The sequence below is a fragment of the Bacillus mycoides genome (genome assembly GCF_001757995.1).
GTDB classification, from domain to species: Bacteria; Bacillota; Bacilli; order Bacillales; family Bacillaceae_G; genus Bacillus_A; species Bacillus_A mycoides_B.
In genome coordinates this window covers 26,799-47,259 of sequence record NZ_LXLV01000043.1, presented here as the reverse complement: position 1 = coordinate 47,259, position 20,461 = coordinate 26,799, and the positions used below count along the sequence as shown (strand labels likewise).

The window sequence follows — 20,461 nt, the reverse complement described above, 5'->3', positions numbered from 1 at the left end:
ATGATAATCTCTAGGCTAATAAATCAAATGATATACAATTTAAAGCTGGTAAAACAATATGACAGACATTAACCCCCTACAGAGTTTTATTATATTATACGTATGTTCCAATCAATAACCCTGAAGAATTTATGGTCCAACATCTTAAATTCTGTAAAGAGATTGGGTTAAAAGGTCGAATTCTTGTTGCCACAGAAGGCATAAATGGAACCGTATCAGGTACAGTTGAACAAACAGACCAATATATGAAGCTGATGAAAGAGGATTCACGTTTTTCTGACATGGTATTTAAGATAGATGCTTCAGAAACTCATGCTTTCAAGAAAATGCATGTGCGCCATAGAAAAGAACTCGTCACATTACGATTAGATGATGACCTTGATCCCACAGAGGTAACTGGGAAATATTTAGAGCCAAAACAATTCTTTGAAACCATGAATAATCCGGAAACGATAGTTATAGATGCAAGAAATGATTATGAATATGATTTAGGTCATTTTAGAGGTGCAATCCGTCCTGACATCGAAGCATTCCGTGAGCTTCCAAATTGGATAAGGGAAAATAGAAACAAGTTTGAAGGTAAAAAAATTCTAACCTATTGCACAGGTGGAATTCGATGCGAGAAATTTTCAGGATGGTTAATAAAAGAAGGATTTGAAGACGTTGCTCAGCTTCATGGAGGAATAGTCACATATGGAAAAGACCCTGAAGTACAAGGTCAGTTGTGGGATGGACAATGCTATGTATTTGATGAAAGAATATCTGTACCCATAAACCATAAAAAACACGTCATTGTAGGTAAAGACTACTTTACAGGTGAACCTTGCGAACGCTATGTGAACTGTGCAAACCCTGAATGTAATAAACAAATTCTATGTTCAGAAGAAAATGAACATAAACATTTACGTGGTTGTTCTCATGAATGCAGAGTCCATCCTAGAAATCGGTATGTAGAAGAACATGGATTAACAGAAGAACACATTTTAGAACGATTAAAGCAACTCAATAAAGAGGCTCTAATGAATCCTAGATGAATAAATAGAATATTTTTGGAAGGGCTAATACCATCTTTGGATATTAGTCTTTTCTGCATTAAGAAAGGATGTTCCTCAATTCATCAATTTTGTTCTGGCTTTCGGCCATTGTTATAGGAAAGATTTTGGGATTCTATAAGTGACTGAAAATAACATTATGATGTTGAATTTTTAATTAAACAAAAAAAGTTCGAAACACTTTTTTATACTTATCGGTTGAAAAAGTATAAAAAGTGTTTTAAACTTATCATAGGTTTTAAAAAATATAATTAGGTGGGATTTTAAATGTCTAAATATGAACTACCAGCTTTGTCATATGCTTTCGATGCTCTTGAACCACATTTTGATGAACAGACAATGATGATTCATCATGATCGTCACCATGCTACATATGTCAATAATCTAAATGCTGCATTAGAAGGTCATGATGATCTTTCTACCAAAAGTGTTGAAGAATTAATTGAAAAACTAGATTCTGTTCCTGAAAATATCCGTACGACTGTGCGTAATAATGGAGGTGGTCATGCTAATCATAGCTTATTCTGGACAATCCTTTCTCCAAACGGTGGTGGTACTCCTACTGGTCTAGTAGCTGAAGCAATAAATAAAGCTTTTGGAAGCTATGATCAGTTTAAAGATCAGTTTACAAAAGCTGCAACAGGCCGCTTCGGTTCAGGTTGGTCTTGGCTAGTTGTTGACAATGGTCAACTTGCTATTACTAGCACCCCTAACCAAGATAGCCCTCTTATGGAAGGTAAAAAACCAATTCTTGGTCTTGATGTTTGGGAACATGCTTATTACCTAAAATACCAAAACAAGCGTCCTGATTATATTTCTGCTTTCTTTAATCTCATTAACTGGGATGAAGTAAACAAATTATATCAAGCTACACAGGCTTAATTAAATTATTATTTTTTCTTGCAATACCATACAATGATTTAGTTACATTTGACCATGTAAAAAATGCCCTTCAAGCTAGACAAGGAAAAAAGAGTTGAACTCTCTTTCTTCCTAAAAAGATACCCTATAAAGTGAAGGCACTGAAAAAGTGTTTGCTTTGAAAAAACAACACCCATTTTATCAATATATTGAAAAGAAAAAGGAGCCCATTACATGTATATAGTAATGGACTCTATAAAGTAGATATTTTTAAATAGTCTCTTATGCAGAATTTATTTATTCGGATTTTCATCTTTTATTCGAAAAGTTAAGGGGGAATTAAAAGTATGACAGTAATTAACAACAAAAATAAAGAAGCTTTTCATAGTACTCCAAGCAATCAAAACACATATCATTTTCTAAGTGAAAAATTGACGGTCTTAGTATCAGGAGAACAAACAAATGGAGAATATTCTATTGCACATGTTATAGAACCGCCAAAATTAGGACCACCACTTCATATTCATAAAGATGAAGACGAAGCATTCTATATTTTAAAGGGACAATTTACTTTCTTTGTGGGAGACGAGATTATCGAAGCATCAGCTGGAGACTATGTATTTGCTCCTCGATGCATTCCTCATAGATTCGTATCAGGTTCAGAACAATCTGAGTTTATTGTCACTACAACTCCAGCAGGTTTTGATCGATTTATAAAACAATTAGGAACTCCCGTTTCAAAAAATGCACCTCTCCCTGAAGTGAAGCCACCTTCTTTAGAAGAACTTCAAAAACTTGTAAAAGTTTCAGAGACTTTTAACATCACATATCCAGATTTAAAAATATAACTTAATTAAGCTTTTTCAGGTAATCTCTATTAATAAAATAAGAGAGGTTGCCTGTTTCTATTAAATCTTTTATTGTAAAACTATATATAAATTCACAAATTTAAATTTAATAAATTCAATTAAACAAACTTCTTAATTTCATTCCGTATTAATAAGAATTAAACTCCCACTAATAAAAGTTTCATCTTATCATTTCTCTATTTCCTAGATACTTATTTTTAATTTTCTTTGACAAAAAATACTTTTAAACAATTAAAAACATCTTTCTTATTCTTCAATATATAATACCTAAACTTCTCATCCTCAATGTTTTTATAAACAGAAAAAAGGGTAGATGATGAACGATTATACTGGTTTAGTTGGCAGGGATGTAAACTTTAAAAGTTTCTTCTTCTGTTAAATCCCTTTCTATATTATCCTCAATGTAATTCTTTGTTGCTAAATTCATATCTTCTATTGGTCTTGAATGGAAATGATTATTATAAAGGTACTCTAAGAATTTAATCTTTTCACCGTTACCCATACCTTTAAATAGTTCAATTATTTGTTCTGCTGTCATTTTTGTTTTATCTTCCATAGCAGCTACCCCAAAAATTTTTCATCAAAAACGGCTATTTATTATTAACAAATGGCAAGATACACCCTCCTGAAGTAAAGCACTCGTTAGTTTAAGTAGATTTCTTCCCTTTCTCATGGTTCTTTCACAATTTATTTTATTAGAAAACAAACTGTGACTCAACAAAAGACATAGTTTGTTTTCTTGATATTAAGGTTTTATATATTTGTATTCCAACTCATCATTAGCCTCATTATATTCCACATATAAATTATGACCATTAAAAAACCATAAGTCTGACTCTTCTATAAAAAAAGTAATGCCATCTGAAACTGTATGCACAGCAGCATCTCTCGAATCATCATCTATTGTAAAGGCAAGGGCAAATCCCTCTTGAATTGGACTTGTTCCATAAATTTGTATATAAAATCGAACTTTATATCCTTTTTCAAATCCTACTTCCTCTTTAAACCAATGTAATGCCCTTTCACTAATCTCTATTTTCATCAATAATAACTCCCTTTAAATTTATTACCTACAATTACTATTTTTCCATCTATAGTTGCCTACGCCAATTACTAAATACACTAGGTATTATTATGTTCTAAACAGAAACAATTATTGTTGAAACCAACTATTTTTTCTAAAAGTTGTAATTTAAAATTAATATACCTTACGCCATTAACCTGCTCCGTTAGTTTAATTATAGGGTACCACCCTATTAAGTAAAAGTTAATTGCGTTAGAATCGCCTGTAGTAACGTAAACGTAAAGTAACTCCAAAATCTACAATAAAAGTTAATTTTGGAGTTATTTTTTGTTTACTTCACTTTTTTTCGGTACTCTGCAACTAGAGGGTAAATCCGTTGACCATGGCAAGACTTTATCAATTTCTTCTTTATTGTTTAAGTCGATATTGGGGAGTGTTTCAAATAAATATTTGACGCTTACCTTCTAAATATCTACTTTCCGCTTCTTCCCAATTAATAAAGTTCCAAAATTCATTAATATATTCCAAGTTTTGTTTTTGTTTTACAAATAAGGAACTGACCTGCCACAATTTCAAACAAAGAACTGGATAAGTATCTTTCGAAATTGGACAATCATGTCCATATGTTTTCATTATTTTTAGGTTTCCCTTCTGTACAAGTAACCAACACCAAGCATTAGAAGCATATAAATCTAATGCTATATTTGTAAATTCTTTTTTAAAAACTCCAAAATCATGATAAGTATCTCTAATAGCATTTTTTAATGTACCTACAGGTCCTCTACTATTAGGGGTTAATATTTTCCAAAACAAAGAATAATTAAAATGCATCCCACCATACTTCTTCACATCATTCCTTAAGTCTTCTGGCATATATTTTAGTTTCATCATAAGGTCTGCCACACTATATTGTTGATAACTGATATATTTACTCAATGCCTTATTCAAATTCTCTACATACCATTTATGAATTTCAAAATAATTCAGTTGAAATTCTTTTGGAGATATAAAGACGGCTAACTCATGGAAATCATATGAAAGTTCAGGAAGCTTGTGAATCACTTTTCTCCCTCTCCTTTACTATGTTGTTACCCCTTTAATTTATTTTGTAAGAACAATAGTTCACTTATTAAATTATCTATTCTTTTTATAATATCTGTTTCGTCGATTTGATTCTGTTCATTAAAAGATTTTGAAGGAATAAAAACATTATTACTTGCTACAATAGCTTTAAAAAAAGACAGGATAGGTTTTAATTGCATTTCTCCGACTAGAAAATGCTTACTTGTACCAGCAATTGTAATCATCCCTACCACTTTTGATTTAAAAGCATCAATTGGTAAATGATCGAATAGATTTTTTAAAACTCCGGTTATAGAAGCTTGATAAACTGGTGTACCAATAATGAAAAAATCAGCATCTAATATTTTATTTACTACCAATTTTGTATCATCGTTATACTCTTCTAATGATCTTCCATCAACAAATTCAACATGATAATTTTTACATCAATTCATTCTATTTCTAAATCCGGATTTTGTTTTTTGGCTCTCATTAATACTTCATTTACTGCATTTGCTGTCTTTTTTCCAACTAAATCTCCTGATATACCCAATAACTTCATTTTATTATCTCCCTATTTAAACACACTCGTACTATGCAAAGGCTGTACACGTGATGACGGATCAATAAATGATTTTGCATTATTAACCGCGATAGGTGCTTCGCCGAATCCCACCGCAATCAGTTTCACTTTACCTTCATAAGTACAAATATCACCTGCTGCATAAATTCCCTTTATATTTGTTTCCATTTTTGTATTTACAATTATAGAATTTTTGTCCATATTTAAATTCCAATTTTTAATCGGTCCCAGCGAAGATACACTTCCATAATTCACAACAACATGATCTACCTCAATCTCTTCTTCCATACCATTTTTATCTAAAATTATTACTTTATGAATGCTTTCTCTATCCCCTATCAGCTCTTTAATTGCGTAAGGTGTTTTTATCTTTACATTGGAGTTAAAAAGAGCATCGACACTACTTTCATGTGCTCTAAAATCGGGACGCCTGTGACAAAGTGTAACTTCTTCAGCAATATCTTTTAACATTAAAGACCAATCGACTGCTGAATCGCCCCCACCACATACAAGAACTTTGGAATCTTTGAAATGATTTATGTCTTTCACCTGATAGTATAAATTTTTACCTTCATACTCTTTTGCGTTACTAATATTTAATTTTCTAGGCTCAAAAGCACCAATACCAGACGTTATAAGAATAGTTTTAGAATAGTGAACCCCTTTATTTGTAATTAATTCAAAATGTCCATCATCTTGTTTGATTTCTAAAACAGTCTCCTCTAGACATATTTCTGGAGAAGCATACTCTGCTTGACTAACTAAACTCTTAACTAAATCTTTAGCTAATACTTTAGGAAAACCGCCCACATCATAAATATATTTATCTGGATATAACTCACTCAGTTGTCCACCTAATTGATGTAGGCTATCAATGATTTTCACTTTCATATTCCGCATGCCTGCATAAAAAGTAGCAAATAAACCAGTGGGGCCACCACCAATAATTGTAATATCAAATACTTGTTGTTTTTCCATAGATGTTACACCTCTTTTATAAGTATAAAAGGCATCTTCGAGATACCTTTTATACCTTATTTATCTATTTATCCCGCATTAACGGGCAGTAACAAAGAAGTTAGTTAAAAAATGAACTGCCCGTAAAAGCCCGATTGTGAGGGCTAATAGTCAGTTAGGGATGAAGAACTCTCCACTGATTAAAATTTCACTTTATTTAATCGCCTCATTGTACTTTTCTAAAGCAACATTCCAATTAATTACATTAAAGAAGTTTAATATATATTCAGGACGTCTATTTTGATAATTTAAATAGTACGCATGCTCCCATACATCTAATCCAAGGATAGCCGTTTTCCCATCCATGATTGGATTATCTTGATTAGCTGTACTCATAACTTCTAATTTTTTATTCTCATTTACAACAAGCCATGCCCAACCTGATCCGAATCTGCTTACAGCAGCATTTGTAAATTGTTCTTTAAATGTATCACATCCACATGTACCACCTAAATCATTTTGGATTGCTGTGTGAAGCGAACCTGTTGGTTTATTTTCTCCTCCTGGTTTCAATATTTCCCAAAATAGAGAGTGGTTCAAATGGCCTCCTCCATTATTTCGAACAGCGTTTTGAATTTCCAATGGAAGTCGATCAATATCTTTTAACAGATCAACTACACTTTTATCATGTAGCTCTGGATAATTTGCAATTGCATCATTTAATTTATCAACATAAGTTTGGTGATGTTTTCCATGATGTAGTTTCATTGTTTCCTCATCAATAAATGCTGTTAATTCATTAAATCCATATGGTAAAATAGGTAATTTGTGTTTATTCATTGTTAATTCCTCCATTAAATATGTTAAATAAAAATCCAGAGTAAAAAGTGACAGAACTAGCAAAAATTCAAAACGATAAAGGCTACATGACTGAACTTACAAAAATCAATAATGATTCCTATGAATTGATAGAATACAACTGCCCTATCTTTTCTGTAGCAAGTCACTTTAAAAAAGCCTGCCGTTTTGAAACAGCTATGTTTCAAAATGTATTAGGAACAAAACAAGTTGAAAGGGTATCTTGTCAAACTGTTGGTGAAACCCATTGTAAATTTTTGATAAAATTTAACAACTAATAGTAAACCCACTACATAATATGTTTATTTTCAAATTTACTATTCTCCCTCTAAGATTAATCTTCTTCGTGGGAAATAAATAAATATCAAATGCTATTTTTAGCACTACCATAGAGTATCAATACGCTGCTTTAATACACATCACTCCTTTCAAGTATAAAATACCTGCTATAGCAGGTATTTTAGGTTAGTGTGTATAGCAGAAATAGTAAGTATTACTTATCAATACTCATTTATTGAGCAACAGCCACAATAGATGCTACAGCATCTATTTTTGAAGTTACATGCTATTTTTAAAGATTTTATAAAGAATCTCATTCAAAAAAATTAACTCTTCCTCTGATAACCCTTGTGTAACCTTTTTTTCAGATTCTATACCGACTGAATATACTTCAGATTTAATTTCTATTCCTTTCTCTGTTACATAAACACGCAAAAATCGACGATCTTTTTTATCTTGCAAGCGCTGAATAAAACCTTTTTTCTCTAGATTGTATATCATGCGACCAACAGTTGTTTCATCTCTATATGCTTTTTCTGCTATTTCTTTTTGTGTTATGCCATCTTTTTCCCAAAGAATCATCATAATTACCCACTGATCTGGAGTAATATCAAAAGGAGCTAATATCTCCTTATAATAATTTTTTAATCCTAGATCTGTACGATGTATAGAAAATCCACAAAATTCTTCTAAATGGTATCTCAATAATCACACCTCAACTATTTTTTATATTTCATAATTAGTATACTTATTGTACCATTCGTTTATACTACTTTAATATTTTAGGAATGATTGATAATGATCCACGGAAACTAGTTCTTTTAATATAGGGAGAGTAAAAGTGAGAGTAGATCACATCAATCATTCTTTAGGTATATAATAATACTAACTTTACACTTTTTCAACTTTTAAGTTTAAAAAGTATAAAAATGATTCAATAAACAAATTGAAATACATGAACAACTATATTTATTACATTTGCATAACCAAACCGTAGGACGTATCAATTCCTACGGTTTTTAGTACATACTTTTTAAATAAACACTTATTTTTTGAAAAGGTTGAAAGCTCAGATGTTTCTCTCCTGTATACCTAATTACCGAAACAAAAAACCTTTTCAATTTTATTTCTCTTACCAATCACTGAGTACGTTTATTTTTCCAAATCACTGTCCATAATAATAAACAAAGACAAACCCTTTATCCTTAAGAAACAGACTCTTTCTTTAGAGCATCAAACTCGGTAATTAGGAGTGAATGGTATACCAAATGGTTAGGAAAGCCTACGTATAAAGTTATTAACTATCTGACAGGTGAAGAATATGAAGTAAGTTATATTTCATGGCAAGTTGTATCCCCTGAGCTTCTTATTAAATCTGAATCTTGTGAACTCATAGTAAAGAAAGTACCAATGGATTGGGCAAATTTTTATTATCAAGGTAAAGAAGTAGCAAGGTGGAGAATGAAGACATCAGAATGGTTTAAAACATACTTAGAGATAGAAAAGGATTCTCCTATACAAGAACCAGAATTTTTTACGAGTATTGCACAAAGTCTGTTCTATATTGGTGAATAATTGACTTCCAATAACGAGAATTATGTATATACGAAACCCCTTCAGCAAGTAAACTGAAGGGGTTTTTTCTAGATACATTGAATACCGATAAGTGGTTTTATGGTAACTGATATGATGACCTTTTGTAACAAAGTATTAAATGTTTTACTCAATGACCCCTGAATTTTCAATATTTACAATGTATTTTACTTTTACCGGCACTGTTTTATACATTTTTTTCCATTCTTTTAATTTAAATGGCTTATAGTGTTGTTTGAATTTGGATCCTAAGCCAAGTGGATCTACATTTAGATTTTGTATTTTTTTTATTAGTTTTTTACTTTCTGTATTCAATTGTTTTTCTATGTTTTTTGTTACTATCTCGATAGTGTTTTTATTTTCTAAATTTATTATTTTTGAGGTTTCTTGTAGACGAGCATTCATTTTAACTTGAATATAAAAAAATGGTTTTCCATTTTTAATCTGAACATGATAGGAAGGAGTGGAACTGATATTGTTAATTAATACATAACCGTCATGGGTTTTGAATTCTTTGGAATTTAATCTGTTTTTTTCAAGCAATCCTTTAAAAATAAACATATCTTTTTGTTCCAATTTCCCTATATATTTGTCTTTTTTAAAAAGGGCTATACTTTTAATTTTTATCTTGTCTTTTTGTTTTTTTAATATTGGCATAAAAGTATCTCTTCCTACTTCGTAGTAGCGATAAGAGTTAAGATATAAATTATCATGTGGTAATGAACCTGTTTCCATGTTGTGTTCAAACAGGTTTTTTATGTAAATTGCAACGTTAAAGGTATTATTATATTTTCCAGAGAATAGCTCATATCCCTCACCTTCTAATATTCCTAGATATATCCTACCTGCTATGCTCTTATCGCGTAGAAGTGTATCATATGCTATGGTTATATCTTTTTTTGCTAATTTTTCTGTAAGAAGAGCAACACGTAATTGTCCGATGACAAGGGGGCGCGAAGATTCGGAAGAGAATTTTTCTCTTCCTTGTGTTACTGTGTTTCCGATGTTTTCAAATACTTGAACTTGATGACCTTTTTTTTGAACAGGAGAGACAATTGTTGTTTTTATTTTATTTTTTGTTATATCGAATACAATTCCTTGAATTAATTCAACATCATCAATAACATACTTTTGCAAGCAGCCTGTCATAAATATTAACGAAATACAAAACAGTATAATTTGTTTTCGAGTAATTTTCTTCATATTTTCTCCATCCAGTAAAAAACAACTTATTCTAAGTTGGATTTTAATCATTTGTGGTATTTTTCCAAAATGATCATCATTATATTCATATTTTCACTAAAATTACTGATAACATGACTTATGTAAAAAGCTAACATAGATTTAGTTTTTTTATTTATGGATGTTTCAACTTCTTTATTTATAGTATTTTGAATGTATACTTTTTTCCTATTCTGATGGTCTCAGGGGAATAGGGATAAATTCAATGTTTTAAGGGGAAATGAATGTAAACTAATATGTAAATGTTTTAAAAGTGCTTTAACTTGATGTTGATGTGACGGAACCTCAAGTATGTAGAAATTTAAAAAAGTCCCTTCATAATGCTTAAAGAGACTTTGCTCACACAAATGATCTGCACATCAATTCATTTTTGATATACAGATCATTTGTATGATAATTTTAAAAAATAAGTGCAGAGAATTATATTACATGAATGCTTTTATAAGTGTTGTTACTAATGGAAGCACTCCACCTAAGAATGATAAAACTGCCATTGCGATTGCCATATTATTTCCTCCTCTTTTTTTGTATTAAGATGTGGTGAATCTTTATAACTTCATCATAGTAAGCGCTTACATTTATAACAATACATTTCTATATGCAATATTACATATTTATATATTTAGACAAAAATTAGACCTCTATTAGTCATTCCTTAATGGTATCATAGCGAGGTGAGAGTCTTTAAGGGTTCTCCTTAATAGGAGGAAACGGATATGGAAAGAGTACAAGCGATTATTGACAGTAATCTGAAATTCAAGAGTTGGGTTAAACAGGTACTAGCTGTAGGCGGAATATTAGGGTTCTGCTACTTGGTATTATATGTTTTATGTTTCTTATTTGCTATGTAAATACTATATAACTCCACTAGTGGAGTCTTGCCTACAGAGGTAAGGCTCTTTTGTTGTATCTGAGGTGAATTTTTTTTGGAGGTACTCCAAAATATTGGGTTGATGGGCATGAGGTGGGATCCCAATAATCACTAAATTCTCCTCTCTCCTTACAACGAGAATAACAACGTATTTTTTATTTACTCAATTACCGAAGTCTCAAATGTTTTAAATAGTTTCTTATCCCCTAATCACCGAGTACGTTTATTTCTCCAAATTACTGTCCATAATAATAAACAAAGACAAACCCTTTATCCTTAAGATATAGACGCTTTCTCAATGGTATCAAACTCGGTGATTAGGAGGTAGTGGTATATTTTACTTAGATCGTATTCTTGTTTAGTTTCTTTATTTTCTATTTGTTTCACCTACATATTAACGAATTAATATAACTTAATCATAATAACATGAAGTGTTCACATAGTGGATGCTTTTTATTTTGTAGACGATTATGTATATTTTATATTTGTAACATGATTAACTTTTATATAAAATACATTATCATGTTGATTCCTAATTCTTAATTCATTACAAATCATATCGTAGTAATGAATATAACCCACTTCGGAATATACTTTGTTCTGTTTTTGGTATGAAATACTTACTTGCTTATTTTCAGCAATTGCACAACATACGATATCATTTATAAGATCTAGTTTTTGTTCATCTAAAATAGGCATCGGTACTTCGTTTTGTTTTTCATACATTTCATTTAATCCTTCAAATTGTTCTTTTATGGCTGAAAATGGTTATCAAGACCTAATTTTAAAAAAACTGTTATTACATCACTCCCTTAACATATTATATATGTCTAATATGTTAGGGAAGTTTTTAATTTAATTAATCAAAAAAAATTGATTTAATTGTTGCATTAAACAAGAAATCTCACATATAATAAATACATCAAGAAAATTTGATTAATAGGAGATTGCATAATATGACTAAACAATTTGAACAATACGAAAAGAAATTTAAAGCCCTTGCTGATCAAAAAAGATTAGAGATTATGTATGAACTTTGTCAAAGAGGTAGAACTTGTGTATGTGATTTAACTGAAATATTTGAAATGACACAATCCAAATTATCCTATCACTTAAAGATTTTACTTGAGGCAAATTTGATAGTTAAAGATACACAAGGTACTTGGAGTTATTATGATTTAAATGATAATGAAGTCAATAACTTACTATCAGAAGAACTTTGTTGCATATTTAGGAAAACTGGAAAAGGAACTTGTTGCTAATTTTTTAAAATTATAAATCAAATTTTTTTGATTAATATTTCTTAAAATCAAAGGAGGAATTTGTAGTGAAATATGTACATGTTGGGATTAATGTTACAAATTTAGAAAAATCTATTGAATTCTATGAAAAAACATTTGGAGTAAAGCCAGTTAAGGTGAAAAACGATTATGCAAAATTTCTATTAGACATCCCAGGGCTTAACTTCACTTTAAATTTAAAAGATGAAGTGTCTGGAAATCGAGTGAATCATTTTGGATTCCAAGTAGAAAATGAAGAAGAAATAAAGGTCCATAGGGAGCGATTAGAAAAAGAAGGCTTTTTTGCAAGAGACGAGATGAATACAACATGTTGCTATGCTGTACAAGATAAGTTTTGGATAACTGATCCTGACGGTAACGAATGGGAATTTTTCTATACAAAGGCAGACAGCGATGTTCATAAAACAGAACCTACATCTTGCTGTTAATCTGAAAGGAGTATCCAATGAAAAAACTATCATTCCTAGATCGATACTTAACCATCTGGATTTTTCTCGCCATGGCTCTTGGAATTGGTATAGGGGTATTATTCCCTCAAGTTACAAGTAGCATAAATAGTTTACAAGTGGGTACAACATCTATTCCACTTGCAATAGGCTTAATTTTGATGATGTATCCTCCATTAGCGAAGGTTCGTTATGAAGAGATGGGGAGAGTCTTCAAAGATGTAAAAGTATTAGTATTATCACTTGTTCAAAACTGGATAATTGGTCCCGTTCTGATGTTTGCGTTAGCAGTAATATTTTTGCCGGATAAACCAGAATATATGGTGGGTTTAATTTTGATTGGCTTAGCTCGCTGTATTGCAATGGTTATTGTTTGGAATGACCTGGCAAAGGGAGATACTGAGTATGCAGCGGGTTTAGTCGCTTTTAACTCTGTATTCCAAATGTTATTTTTCTCAGTGTATGCGTATGTATTTGTAACAATAATTCCAGAATGGTTGGGAATTGAAGGAGCTATTGTTGATATTACAATGGCAGAGGTTGCAAAATCAGTATTTATATATTTAGGAATTCCTTTTATAGCTGGGATGTTAACTCGTTTAATCTTAGTAAAAACAAAAGGGCGCCTATGGTATGAAAAAGTCTTTATTCCCAAGATTAGTCCAATTACTTTAATCGCATTACTATTTACCATAATTGTGATGTTCTCTTTAAAAGGAGAAGTTATTGTAAGTGTACCGTTTGATGTTGTACGTATTGCGATCCCATTACTTATTTATTTTGTAATCATGTTCTTTGTTTCTTTCTTTATGGGTAAAAAAATTGGTGCAAGTTACGGAGTAACTACAACATTAGCATTTACAGCAGGAAGTAACAATTTTGAATTAGCAATTGCAGTTGCAGTTGGTGTATTTGGAATCCAGTCAGGTGCAGCGTTTGCAGCAGTTATCGGGCCTTTAGTTGAAGTTCCTGTTATGATTGCCCTTGTAAATGTAGCGCTTTGGTTCCAACGTAAGTACTTTCAGACACAGCCAAGATAAACATTCATAGTAAAGGTGGAATTAAAATGAACAACAAAAAAACAATTTACTTTTTATGTACAGGGAACTCTTGCCGTAGTCAAATGGCTGAAGCTTGGGGTAAAAAACATTTAGGTGACAAATGGAACGTACTTTCAGCTGGTATTGAAGCACACGGTGTAAATCCAAACGCTATTAAAGCAATGAAAGAAGTAGATATTGATATTACAAATCAAACATCTGATATTATTGATCCAGAAATCCTAAATAATGCTGATCTAATTGTAACACTTTGTGGTCATGCAAATGATGTATGCCCAACAACACCTCCACATGTAAAACGTGCTCATTGGGGATTTGATGATCCAGCGAGGCAAGAGTGGTCTGTATTCCAAAGAGTACGTGATGAGATTGGTACACGTATTAAGAGATTTGCTGAAACAGGGGAATAATAATAACAATGAAAGACCGTTAATACATTAGATCTAATGTATTAACGGTCTTTGTTTATCTTCTGTTCTATAAAAACTATTACCTAAATTTTTCAAAAAACAAATACAACACTATATAATTTACTAGGGTTTGTTATTAAACGGTTCTACTTCGTTAACGGAAGAAGGAAGGGAACATCGTTTCCTCAAACCTTTCTATAAACTTCCGCATAAGCAATCTTCAATTGCTCACGTAATTGTTTATTTTCCCCTTCCAACTTCTTGATTCTTCGCTTCAATGACTCAATGATGGCATCTTTGTTGCTGTCATTCATCTCCCGCTTGAGCTGTTTCGCAGTTGGTGATTGCGCTTGTTGCTGACGTAATGTTTCAATCCGTTCACGTAGTTCACAGTTGTTGTATAGTGTCGCTTTTGCCACTCCAGCCTCGCCTGCCACGCTGTTGAAATTGATGTTCTCATTGGCTCGCAAGAGCCGTTGAATGGCTTCATCGACCTTCCGATAGGTTAAAGCTTTCCGTGACGCATGAATCGCTTTTAACTGTTTTCTGCGGTCATAATTATCCATTTCGTATACCTACCTTTCTCTTCATGCGTTCTTGCCTGCCGAAGATAATATGCCCCTCACGGATATTCTCTAAAATGCCTTGGTATCGCTGTAAGTTCCGCTCGTACTTTTCCACCATGTCACCACGACCATGTTGTTTCGCTACCTCGATGGCTCTTGCTGTTGTTTTCACATGCATTTCGTATTTTTCCGCGTCTAACTCTGAAAAGCCAATCGCTAAATCTTTACACGGACTGCCACCATTACACGTAAGGCAAGGAGGAGCTTCCATATGCGGACAATCGCCTTTCAATCGTGCATGACACGTCCCGTACGGATTATCCATTGCATTTAGTTTATGATCTTGCCAGAGAGCTTGCAGGATGTCCTTTGGAATATCTTCGTCTGCCTTGATTTCCTGCACCTTACCATTCCAATCGAAACTGAATACTCCTTGGTTAATGACCGATTCAAATGCCTTTCGTTTCGTGTCATCTAACAGTTTGGCATACCGCAAGGTCATTTCAGGGGAAGCATGGGCTAACAATTCCTGTACCGTTATAATATCAGTGCCCCCATTCAACAATTTAACAGCATACGTATGGCGGAATTGATGAGTCTTAAAATGAAATAACTTCCCATCCTCGTCCACAATGTTATTTCGTTTTACCAATGCATTGAGGTGAATTTGAATCCAGTTCTGCAAATAAGGTTTTCCTTTGCGAGAGCCCCGGTAGCGAACAAAAATTAACCCTTCGGGGTTATTGTCTTGATTACTATTTTCTTTGGATTTCTGAATGAGAACCGCAAGAATATTTGCGAGTTCCTCGTCAATAGGAATCCGGTGTGCTTGTACATACGTTTTCTTAATATCTGTGATAATGGAATATTTACCATTCAGTTGTACAAGACAATCTGTCGTGAGTCCTAACACATCTGAAATACGCAATCCGGTTTTAAAAGCAATCCATACTACTGGTATAACCTCACTGTGTAGATCATTGAGGTGAGTAAAGAGTTGTTCCAATACAAAGTCAGTTATGTAATCAATTTTTCCAATGGACTTTTTTCTTAATTTTGGTGTATCCCCAGGGAAAAGTAATAATCGTACATGCGTATCAGGAGAAATATCATAGTCGCATAGTTGAATATCCTCCAAAAACTTACCTATGATTTTCAACTTCTCTGATATATATTTTTCTGGATCTGCACTTTTTTTGTTAGCGTATTCCTGCAACCATTGGATGTATTTTTCCATGTGAGATCGTTTTAAGCCCTTTAAATCATTCCATGCTGGCTCCATTGAAAATATGAAAGATAGAAATTTAGGTAAAGCCTTTAAGTAGTTACATGCTGAACTCCATGAGAAATGATTCTTACTGATTAAGCGTTGCTTGATATATCTTTTGGTTTCTTCTCTTATTTTCACCTGTTCTATTGTAGTAAAATTAATGTAATGCGCAGTCTGGCTTTTATTATAGGAGATCCCATACTTGTCATACAGTATCCGTATATCCCAGCGATCTTTCTCCCATTCATCACGCAGGTCTGTCAGCGTAAAGAAACTGGAATGGATGGCACGTAAATAGGTCGCTATAGCTGATTTACAAGAATATTCTCCAAATAATTTGTGTTTTGAGGTCTTTTGTGTGGGAATTCCTTGATGTTTTAACCAAAACCACCATTCCCGTTCCGCATGATCGATATCTAAATCCAGAAGAGAGGGAATGGTAGGGTATTTTTCGTTGAGAAAATCTGATAACTTGTTCAAGTGTGCTGCTTTTGCGTTAAAGCTGCTGCTCAATGCCCATTGTTCGTTAAATAGTTTCTGATACCACACATATTTCACTTCTAGGTTGATAGTTGAACTGTTAATGCGAAAATGCACATTCCGGCGTTTGCCCTTATAGTTATCTATCATTTTTCGAAACTGTGGAATATTTTTCAAAAATCCGATATGCCAACTATCGTTAATTAAGAAGTAGGAGTCCTTTATACATTGAGTAGTAACGTAGCCATCATGTTGCACCGTCTTCTCTATATAACTTGACAGCTCGCGCTGTAATCGTTCGTGAAACCCTAATTGTTCTATTACTATCTGTTGAGAGTACTTCATTTTCTCCCACCGTCCTGTTGTTGCATACGAAAGGCGCCTTGTGCCTTTTCCCAATCCCTACGGATGTCTTCGTCTGAAGGATGAAGATACAGGTTCATCGTAGTCTGGATTTGAGAATGACCTAATCGCTCTTGTACTTGTTTAATGTCCTTTGTTTCCTGGTAGTATATCGTCGCGTGTGTGTGACGAAACAGATGAGGGTGAACACCTATCCCCGTTTTCTGCCGTAGCCGTTTGAATAGGGCTTCCACATCGCTGTATGTCATAGGTTTACCAGTATTTTCTCCACGTAGCTTCACAAATACAAAGTTGGTAGCCACCTGGAGATCGTCAATAATCTCGTACAGATAGTCATCATATAAGTCCAATAAAGCTTGTGACACAAAAATCTCTCGTTCCCCCGTTTTGAGTTTCGCGCCATTCTCCAATTCTCCCCGATCCGTTAAACGAATCCGATGCCCTTTTCCATGATCAAATTTGAAGTCTTCTAAAAATAAAGAGAGTGCCTCTCCAATCCGCAAACCCGTCTCAAACAATAATTGGATGAGGAAGGTGTCACGTATATTTGTAGTAGCCGCTAAAACTTGCTGCACTTGCTCTTTCGTAAGCGTTTGAATCCTCTTACGAGGCTCTTTCACTTTCAACACATTTCGTATAGATGGCTTGTCTTTGTTGACATGATGTAGAAAACTTGCCGCATAAGCTTCTCGCCAATGTCACGCGGTAGTTCTTCGTTACGGTACAAATAGTCGTAGAAGTTTGTGACAACGGTGACCGTAAGGTTCACCGTCCTTTCTGTTTTCTTTGCCTTTACAGGTCGAAGGGATGTCACCTTAGTGCTCTCATATGGATTCCACAACCATCCCACAAACTCTGCCAAGTCTTCCAATCTTATATGCTTGTAATCTTTACCTGTTTCCTGCAAATACAAGAAATACTGTTTTAACGCATAACAGTACGTCTTCTGTGTGTTGCTACTTTTCCCTGTGGCATCCAAATACTTGAGGTACTTCACTACAGGAATCACAGGAATGCCTTCATCATCTACTAACATAAATCTCTTGCCATTTTCTAGGGTCACCTCTTGTATACGCATAGTTCTCACCTCTTAAAATCTATTATGCTCAGTCTGCCGACCTCACTACGCCTCTCACTATGTGCTACATACCCTAACTCATAGTTAAACAAGCGTATCCCTTAAACATTGTATACATATTAGACATTCATTTTAATATCCCATTATGAAATATATTATGTAAGAAAAAAGAGGCTCTATGCTCTCATATTAGACATAGTAACCTCTTCTCATTATAGTATGTTTAAAAAATGGAACCCATCGCATCATACCTCTATCAATCATAATCTGTATTCCTCCTTATTCTTTATGTCCACCTATTTTTCCGTTTCTTTCCCTTTGTGTAGCCCCTTTAATGTAGCTAATCCCACGCATAATTGAATTTTTACCATATCTATGCCGGATTCCGTCCATTGTCTTTGCTAATTTCCTTTTAGTATCTTTTTGGGAAGTATCTTCGAACAGTGACATTTGAATTGCATCGTCCCTGGTCAAATTCTTTAGTGTGATGTGTATTTGGCGCACCGGATGACCAGAGTGAAACTTTTTTAATAAGCTTAAACAAGCAGCGTAGACATCTTCCGTTAAACATGTCGGTTGATCTAAGGTAATCGCTCGTTTAAATCCTCCACCGATGTATTTGCTATAGCCTATAGAAAGCTCAACCGTACGACAGCATTTATCTATAGATCGTAAACGAAAACAAGTTTCTTCAATTTGTTCTAGAAGGAGTAATTTTAATTTAGTTGGGCTGAAACAGTCCTCTAACAAGATTTGTCCTTTTGTAATAGAAGTGCTTTTTGGAATGTATTTATTAGCAATTCGGCTCTCATCAATACCGTATGAGAAACGATATAACTCTTCACCTTTTACTTTTCCAAATCGCTTGATTAGATGTTCTTTAGGCGTTCTAGCAACATCCTTCAAGGAAAATAGCCCCATGCTGTGTAAAGCTTCCTGAGTCGCCGTTCCAATTCCCCATACTTTTTGAAGGGGTTTAATATTCCATAATTTCTTCGAAACATCTTCGTATGACCACATTGTAATCCTGGAATTCGAATGTTTACTTTCCACATCTAGAGCAACCTTTGAGAGAAATAAGGTAGGTGCTATCCCAATGGATGCAGTTATACCAGTTGTATCATATATCTCTTTTTGAATTCGTTTAGCAATTACAATTGGATCACGTCCGAAAAGGTGCGCTGTTTGTTGCATGTCTAAAAAGCATTCGTCGATTGAGTAAACGTGTAGATCCTCTAATGCTACATACTTTGTATAAATTTCTGTGATTTGATTTGAAATTTCAACAAATCTTCTCATTGTTGCATTTACGATAATTATATTTGGATCTTTTGGTACTTCGTATAATCTGGTTGCTGTAGAAATGCCCATTTTTTTCAATTCGGGAGTGGCAGCCAGCACAATAGATCCTTTTCTATTTACGTCACCAACAACAGCCAACTTTACTTTTAAAGGATCTAATCCTCTCATAACACACGCACAACTAGCAAAAAATGAACATAGATCTATGCAGAAAATCATTCGATTCATGCATTTCGAGTAATCAAACATTGGTTTACCCTCCAAAAAACAGAACATTTGTTCCTATTATAAACCTTTTGTTTTACGTTATACAACCATTTAAAAAATATTTTATTATTATGGTACGTGAAATTATTAATCTAATTCTTCAATATTCGACCACTCAACAACATGATATCTCTTAATTTATTAAACTGGTTTTCATTAACCCATAAATTAAGAAAAGCCTAAACCCTTGTGTATCAATGGGTTTAAGCTTTTTATTTTATAGGAATACCCTTTGCAACAAGTTGCCATTAGGATAGTGTATCAGCAACTTGTAGCTACTACTATTAATGCTAGATTCCACAAAATTATTACATATTTTTTTATTTTTATTTCTTATTCAATATTATGCTCAACTATTAATAAAATTCCTATTTTCAGTGACTTTTAAAAAATGGGATTATTGGACAAACTGTAAGTAAAACACATAAGGAAGTGAATTTGATGAATTGGTATTCTAAACCTAGATCAGCTTTAGGTCGTTTTTTAGATAGACACAAAATTACACAAGAAGAACTCTCTTCAAAAAGTGGTGTAACTCGTTCTACTGTCAGTCGATTGTGTAGTTTGGACAGCGTATCACCAACAACTAAGAATTCAAATCGCATTATAAAAGCTTTAAGGAACTTAACCGGAAAAAGTGTAGATTCTACTGATTTTTGGGCGTGA

The 20,461-nt window shown here is 33.2% G+C and carries 21 protein-coding genes and 4 pseudogenes; 11 read left to right on the top strand and 14 right to left on the bottom strand.

The genetic code is table 11. The annotated features are described in order from the left end of the window. Positions 1 to 74: 74 nt before the first annotated feature. The 3 genes and pseudogenes from BWGOE10_RS15520 to BWGOE10_RS15510 all read left to right on the top strand — a co-directional run. Positions 75 to 1,034, top strand: a pseudogene (locus BWGOE10_RS15520) (rhodanese-related sulfurtransferase); the annotation flags it as partial. 285 nt (positions 1,035 to 1,319) lie between these two features. Further along, positions 1,320 to 1,934 (top strand): superoxide dismutase, encoded by a 615-nt coding sequence (locus tag BWGOE10_RS15515; protein ID WP_070143901.1) that lies wholly within the window; start codon positions 1,320 to 1,322, stop codon positions 1,932 to 1,934. 326 nt (positions 1,935 to 2,260) lie between these two features. Next, positions 2,261 to 2,761 carry a cupin domain-containing protein gene (locus BWGOE10_RS15510; protein WP_070143900.1) on the top strand — a complete coding sequence of 167 codons (501 nt, stop codon included), beginning with the start codon at positions 2,261 to 2,263 and terminating at the stop codon, positions 2,759 to 2,761. A 218-nt stretch (positions 2,762 to 2,979) separates the two neighbouring features. On the opposite strand, the pseudogene BWGOE10_RS33480 reads toward BWGOE10_RS15510, so the two are convergent. From BWGOE10_RS33480 to BWGOE10_RS15480, 7 genes and pseudogenes are all read right to left on the bottom strand, one after another. Next, positions 2,980 to 3,123 (bottom strand): annotated as a pseudogene (locus BWGOE10_RS33480) (sporulation protein YhbH); the annotation flags it as partial. Next, positions 3,117 to 3,338, bottom strand: a complete 222-nt coding sequence (locus BWGOE10_RS15505) for a hypothetical protein (protein WP_070143899.1) — start codon at positions 3,336 to 3,338, stop codon at positions 3,117 to 3,119. The gene BWGOE10_RS15505 and the pseudogene BWGOE10_RS33480, both read right to left, overlap by 7 nt. Positions 3,339 to 3,527: 189 nt before the next feature. Continuing rightward, positions 3,528 to 3,824: a HesB/YadR/YfhF family protein gene (locus tag BWGOE10_RS15500; RefSeq protein WP_070143898.1), complete on the bottom strand. Its 297-nt coding sequence runs from the start codon at positions 3,822 to 3,824 to the stop codon at positions 3,528 to 3,530. Positions 3,825 to 4,244: 420 nt separating this feature from the next. After that, on the bottom strand, positions 4,245 to 4,868 hold the full coding sequence (locus tag BWGOE10_RS15495) for a superoxide dismutase (RefSeq protein ID WP_070143897.1): 624 nt from the start codon (positions 4,866 to 4,868) through the stop codon (positions 4,245 to 4,247). Between the two features lie 26 nt (positions 4,869 to 4,894). After that, complete coding sequence (locus BWGOE10_RS15490) at positions 4,895 to 5,248, bottom strand: NADPH-dependent FMN reductase (protein ID WP_321969982.1); 354 nt, start codon at positions 5,246 to 5,248, stop codon at positions 4,895 to 4,897. A gap of 194 nt (positions 5,249 to 5,442) precedes the next feature. Further along, positions 5,443 to 6,429: an NAD(P)/FAD-dependent oxidoreductase gene (locus tag BWGOE10_RS15485; protein ID WP_070143896.1), complete on the bottom strand. Its 987-nt coding sequence runs from the start codon at positions 6,427 to 6,429 to the stop codon at positions 5,443 to 5,445. A gap of 192 nt (positions 6,430 to 6,621) precedes the next feature. Then, positions 6,622 to 7,248, bottom strand: a complete 627-nt coding sequence (locus BWGOE10_RS15480; RefSeq protein WP_070143895.1) for a superoxide dismutase — start codon at positions 7,246 to 7,248, stop codon at positions 6,622 to 6,624. Between the two features lie 47 nt (positions 7,249 to 7,295). Between BWGOE10_RS15480 and BWGOE10_RS15475 the strand changes: the two genes are divergently transcribed. Beyond that, positions 7,296 to 7,544: a helix-turn-helix transcriptional regulator gene (locus BWGOE10_RS15475; protein ID WP_070143894.1), complete on the top strand. Its 249-nt coding sequence runs from the start codon at positions 7,296 to 7,298 to the stop codon at positions 7,542 to 7,544. A gap of 280 nt (positions 7,545 to 7,824) precedes the next feature. On the opposite strand, the gene BWGOE10_RS15470 is transcribed toward BWGOE10_RS15475, so the two are convergent. After that, positions 7,825 to 8,250: a MarR family winged helix-turn-helix transcriptional regulator gene (locus BWGOE10_RS15470; protein WP_070143893.1), complete on the bottom strand. Its 426-nt coding sequence runs from the start codon at positions 8,248 to 8,250 to the stop codon at positions 7,825 to 7,827. 558 nt (positions 8,251 to 8,808) lie between these two features. On the opposite strand from BWGOE10_RS15470, the pseudogene BWGOE10_RS15465 reads away from it, so the two are divergent. After that, positions 8,809 to 9,120: pseudogene (locus tag BWGOE10_RS15465) on the top strand (hypothetical protein); the annotation flags it as partial. 144 nt (positions 9,121 to 9,264) lie between these two features. On the opposite strand, the gene BWGOE10_RS15460 reads toward BWGOE10_RS15465, so the two are convergent. Beyond that, a complete protein-coding gene (locus BWGOE10_RS15460; RefSeq protein ID WP_070143892.1) occupies positions 9,265 to 10,341 on the bottom strand; it encodes a Ger(x)C family spore germination protein in 1,077 nt (358 codons plus the stop codon). Between the two features lie 755 nt (positions 10,342 to 11,096). Between BWGOE10_RS15460 and BWGOE10_RS33720 the strand changes: the two genes are divergently transcribed. Beyond that, a complete protein-coding gene (locus BWGOE10_RS33720; protein WP_265341027.1) occupies positions 11,097 to 11,231 on the top strand; it encodes a hypothetical protein in 135 nt (44 codons plus the stop codon). Positions 11,232 to 11,719: 488 nt separating this feature from the next. On the opposite strand, the gene BWGOE10_RS15450 is transcribed toward BWGOE10_RS33720, so the two are convergent. Next, positions 11,720 to 12,007, bottom strand: coding sequence for a YolD-like family protein (locus BWGOE10_RS15450; protein ID WP_070143891.1), 288 nt, complete (start codon positions 12,005 to 12,007; stop codon positions 11,720 to 11,722). Between the two features lie 200 nt (positions 12,008 to 12,207). On the opposite strand from BWGOE10_RS15450, the gene arsR reads away from it, so the two are divergent. The 4 genes from arsR to arsC all read left to right on the top strand — a co-directional run bounded on the left by arsR (position 12,208) and on the right by arsC (position 14,469). Continuing rightward, entirely contained in the window at positions 12,208 to 12,513 is a 306-nt protein-coding gene (arsR, locus tag BWGOE10_RS15445) for an arsenical resistance operon transcriptional regulator ArsR (protein WP_070143890.1), read from the top strand. Positions 12,514 to 12,578: 65 nt separating this feature from the next. Next, positions 12,579 to 12,980 (top strand): ArsI/CadI family heavy metal resistance metalloenzyme, encoded by a 402-nt coding sequence (locus tag BWGOE10_RS15440; RefSeq protein WP_002204289.1) that lies wholly within the window; start codon positions 12,579 to 12,581, stop codon positions 12,978 to 12,980. Between the two features lie 17 nt (positions 12,981 to 12,997). Further along, positions 12,998 to 14,038 carry an ACR3 family arsenite efflux transporter gene (gene arsB / locus BWGOE10_RS15435; protein WP_070143888.1) on the top strand — a complete coding sequence of 347 codons (1,041 nt, stop codon included), beginning with the start codon at positions 12,998 to 13,000 and terminating at the stop codon, positions 14,036 to 14,038. Positions 14,039 to 14,064: 26 nt separating this feature from the next. Then, entirely contained in the window at positions 14,065 to 14,469 is a 405-nt protein-coding gene (gene arsC / locus BWGOE10_RS15430) for an arsenate reductase (thioredoxin) (protein ID WP_002204291.1), read from the top strand. 185 nt (positions 14,470 to 14,654) lie between these two features. On the opposite strand, the gene BWGOE10_RS15425 is transcribed toward arsC, so the two are convergent. From BWGOE10_RS15425 to BWGOE10_RS15410, 4 genes and pseudogenes are all read right to left on the bottom strand, one after another. Continuing rightward, positions 14,655 to 15,035 (bottom strand): DUF6262 family protein, encoded by a 381-nt coding sequence (locus BWGOE10_RS15425; RefSeq protein WP_070143887.1) that lies wholly within the window; start codon positions 15,033 to 15,035, stop codon positions 14,655 to 14,657. After that, on the bottom strand, positions 15,028 to 17,130 hold the full coding sequence (locus BWGOE10_RS15420; RefSeq protein WP_070143884.1) for a tyrosine-type recombinase/integrase: 2,103 nt from the start codon (positions 17,128 to 17,130) through the stop codon (positions 15,028 to 15,030). Before BWGOE10_RS15420 ends, BWGOE10_RS15425 begins: the two co-directional genes overlap by 8 nt. Continuing rightward, a pseudogene (locus BWGOE10_RS15415) lies at positions 17,127 to 18,226 on the bottom strand (tyrosine-type recombinase/integrase). Before BWGOE10_RS15415 ends, BWGOE10_RS15420 begins: the two are co-directional and overlap by 4 nt. 279 nt (positions 18,227 to 18,505) lie before the next feature. Then, complete coding sequence (locus BWGOE10_RS15410; protein WP_070143882.1) at positions 18,506 to 19,777, bottom strand: DNA polymerase thumb domain-containing protein; 1,272 nt, start codon at positions 19,775 to 19,777, stop codon at positions 18,506 to 18,508. A 459-nt stretch (positions 19,778 to 20,236) separates the two neighbouring features. Here BWGOE10_RS15410 and BWGOE10_RS15405 point away from each other — a divergent pair, with 459 nt between their 5' ends. Beyond that, positions 20,237 to 20,461, top strand: coding sequence for a helix-turn-helix domain-containing protein (locus BWGOE10_RS15405; RefSeq protein WP_002187909.1), 225 nt, complete (start codon positions 20,237 to 20,239; stop codon positions 20,459 to 20,461).

What these genes read in the sequence shown, in the direction of transcription:
- BWGOE10_RS15425 (WP_070143887.1), bottom strand. Translation starts at nt 15,035, where the DNA reads ATGGATAATTATGACCGCAGAAAACAGTTAAAAGCGATTCATGCGTCA.
- arsB (WP_070143888.1), top strand. Translation starts at nt 12,998, where the DNA reads ATGAAAAAACTATCATTCCTAGATCGATACTTAACCATCTGGATTTTT.
- BWGOE10_RS15510 (WP_070143900.1), top strand. Translation starts at nt 2,261, where the DNA reads ATGACAGTAATTAACAACAAAAATAAAGAAGCTTTTCATAGTACTCCA.
- BWGOE10_RS15460 (WP_070143892.1), bottom strand. Translation starts at nt 10,341, where the DNA reads ATGAAGAAAATTACTCGAAAACAAATTATACTGTTTTGTATTTCGTTA.
- BWGOE10_RS15515 (WP_070143901.1), top strand. Translation starts at nt 1,320, where the DNA reads ATGTCTAAATATGAACTACCAGCTTTGTCATATGCTTTCGATGCTCTT.
- BWGOE10_RS15505 (WP_070143899.1), bottom strand. Translation starts at nt 3,338, where the DNA reads ATGGAAGATAAAACAAAAATGACAGCAGAACAAATAATTGAACTATTT.
- BWGOE10_RS15500 (WP_070143898.1), bottom strand. Translation starts at nt 3,824, where the DNA reads ATGAAAATAGAGATTAGTGAAAGGGCATTACATTGGTTTAAAGAGGAA.
- BWGOE10_RS15410 (WP_070143882.1), bottom strand. Translation starts at nt 19,777, where the DNA reads ATGTTTGATTACTCGAAATGCATGAATCGAATGATTTTCTGCATAGAT.
- BWGOE10_RS15480 (WP_070143895.1), bottom strand. Translation starts at nt 7,248, where the DNA reads ATGAATAAACACAAATTACCTATTTTACCATATGGATTTAATGAATTA.
- BWGOE10_RS15420 (WP_070143884.1), bottom strand. Translation starts at nt 17,130, where the DNA reads ATGAAGTACTCTCAACAGATAGTAATAGAACAATTAGGGTTTCACGAA.
- arsC (WP_002204291.1), top strand. Translation starts at nt 14,065, where the DNA reads ATGAACAACAAAAAAACAATTTACTTTTTATGTACAGGGAACTCTTGC.
- BWGOE10_RS15485 (WP_070143896.1), bottom strand. Translation starts at nt 6,429, where the DNA reads ATGGAAAAACAACAAGTATTTGATATTACAATTATTGGTGGTGGCCCC.
- arsR (WP_070143890.1), top strand. Translation starts at nt 12,208, where the DNA reads ATGACTAAACAATTTGAACAATACGAAAAGAAATTTAAAGCCCTTGCT.
- BWGOE10_RS33720 (WP_265341027.1), top strand. Translation starts at nt 11,097, where the DNA reads ATGGAAAGAGTACAAGCGATTATTGACAGTAATCTGAAATTCAAGAGT.
- BWGOE10_RS15405 (WP_002187909.1), top strand. Translation starts at nt 20,237, where the DNA reads ATGAATTGGTATTCTAAACCTAGATCAGCTTTAGGTCGTTTTTTAGAT.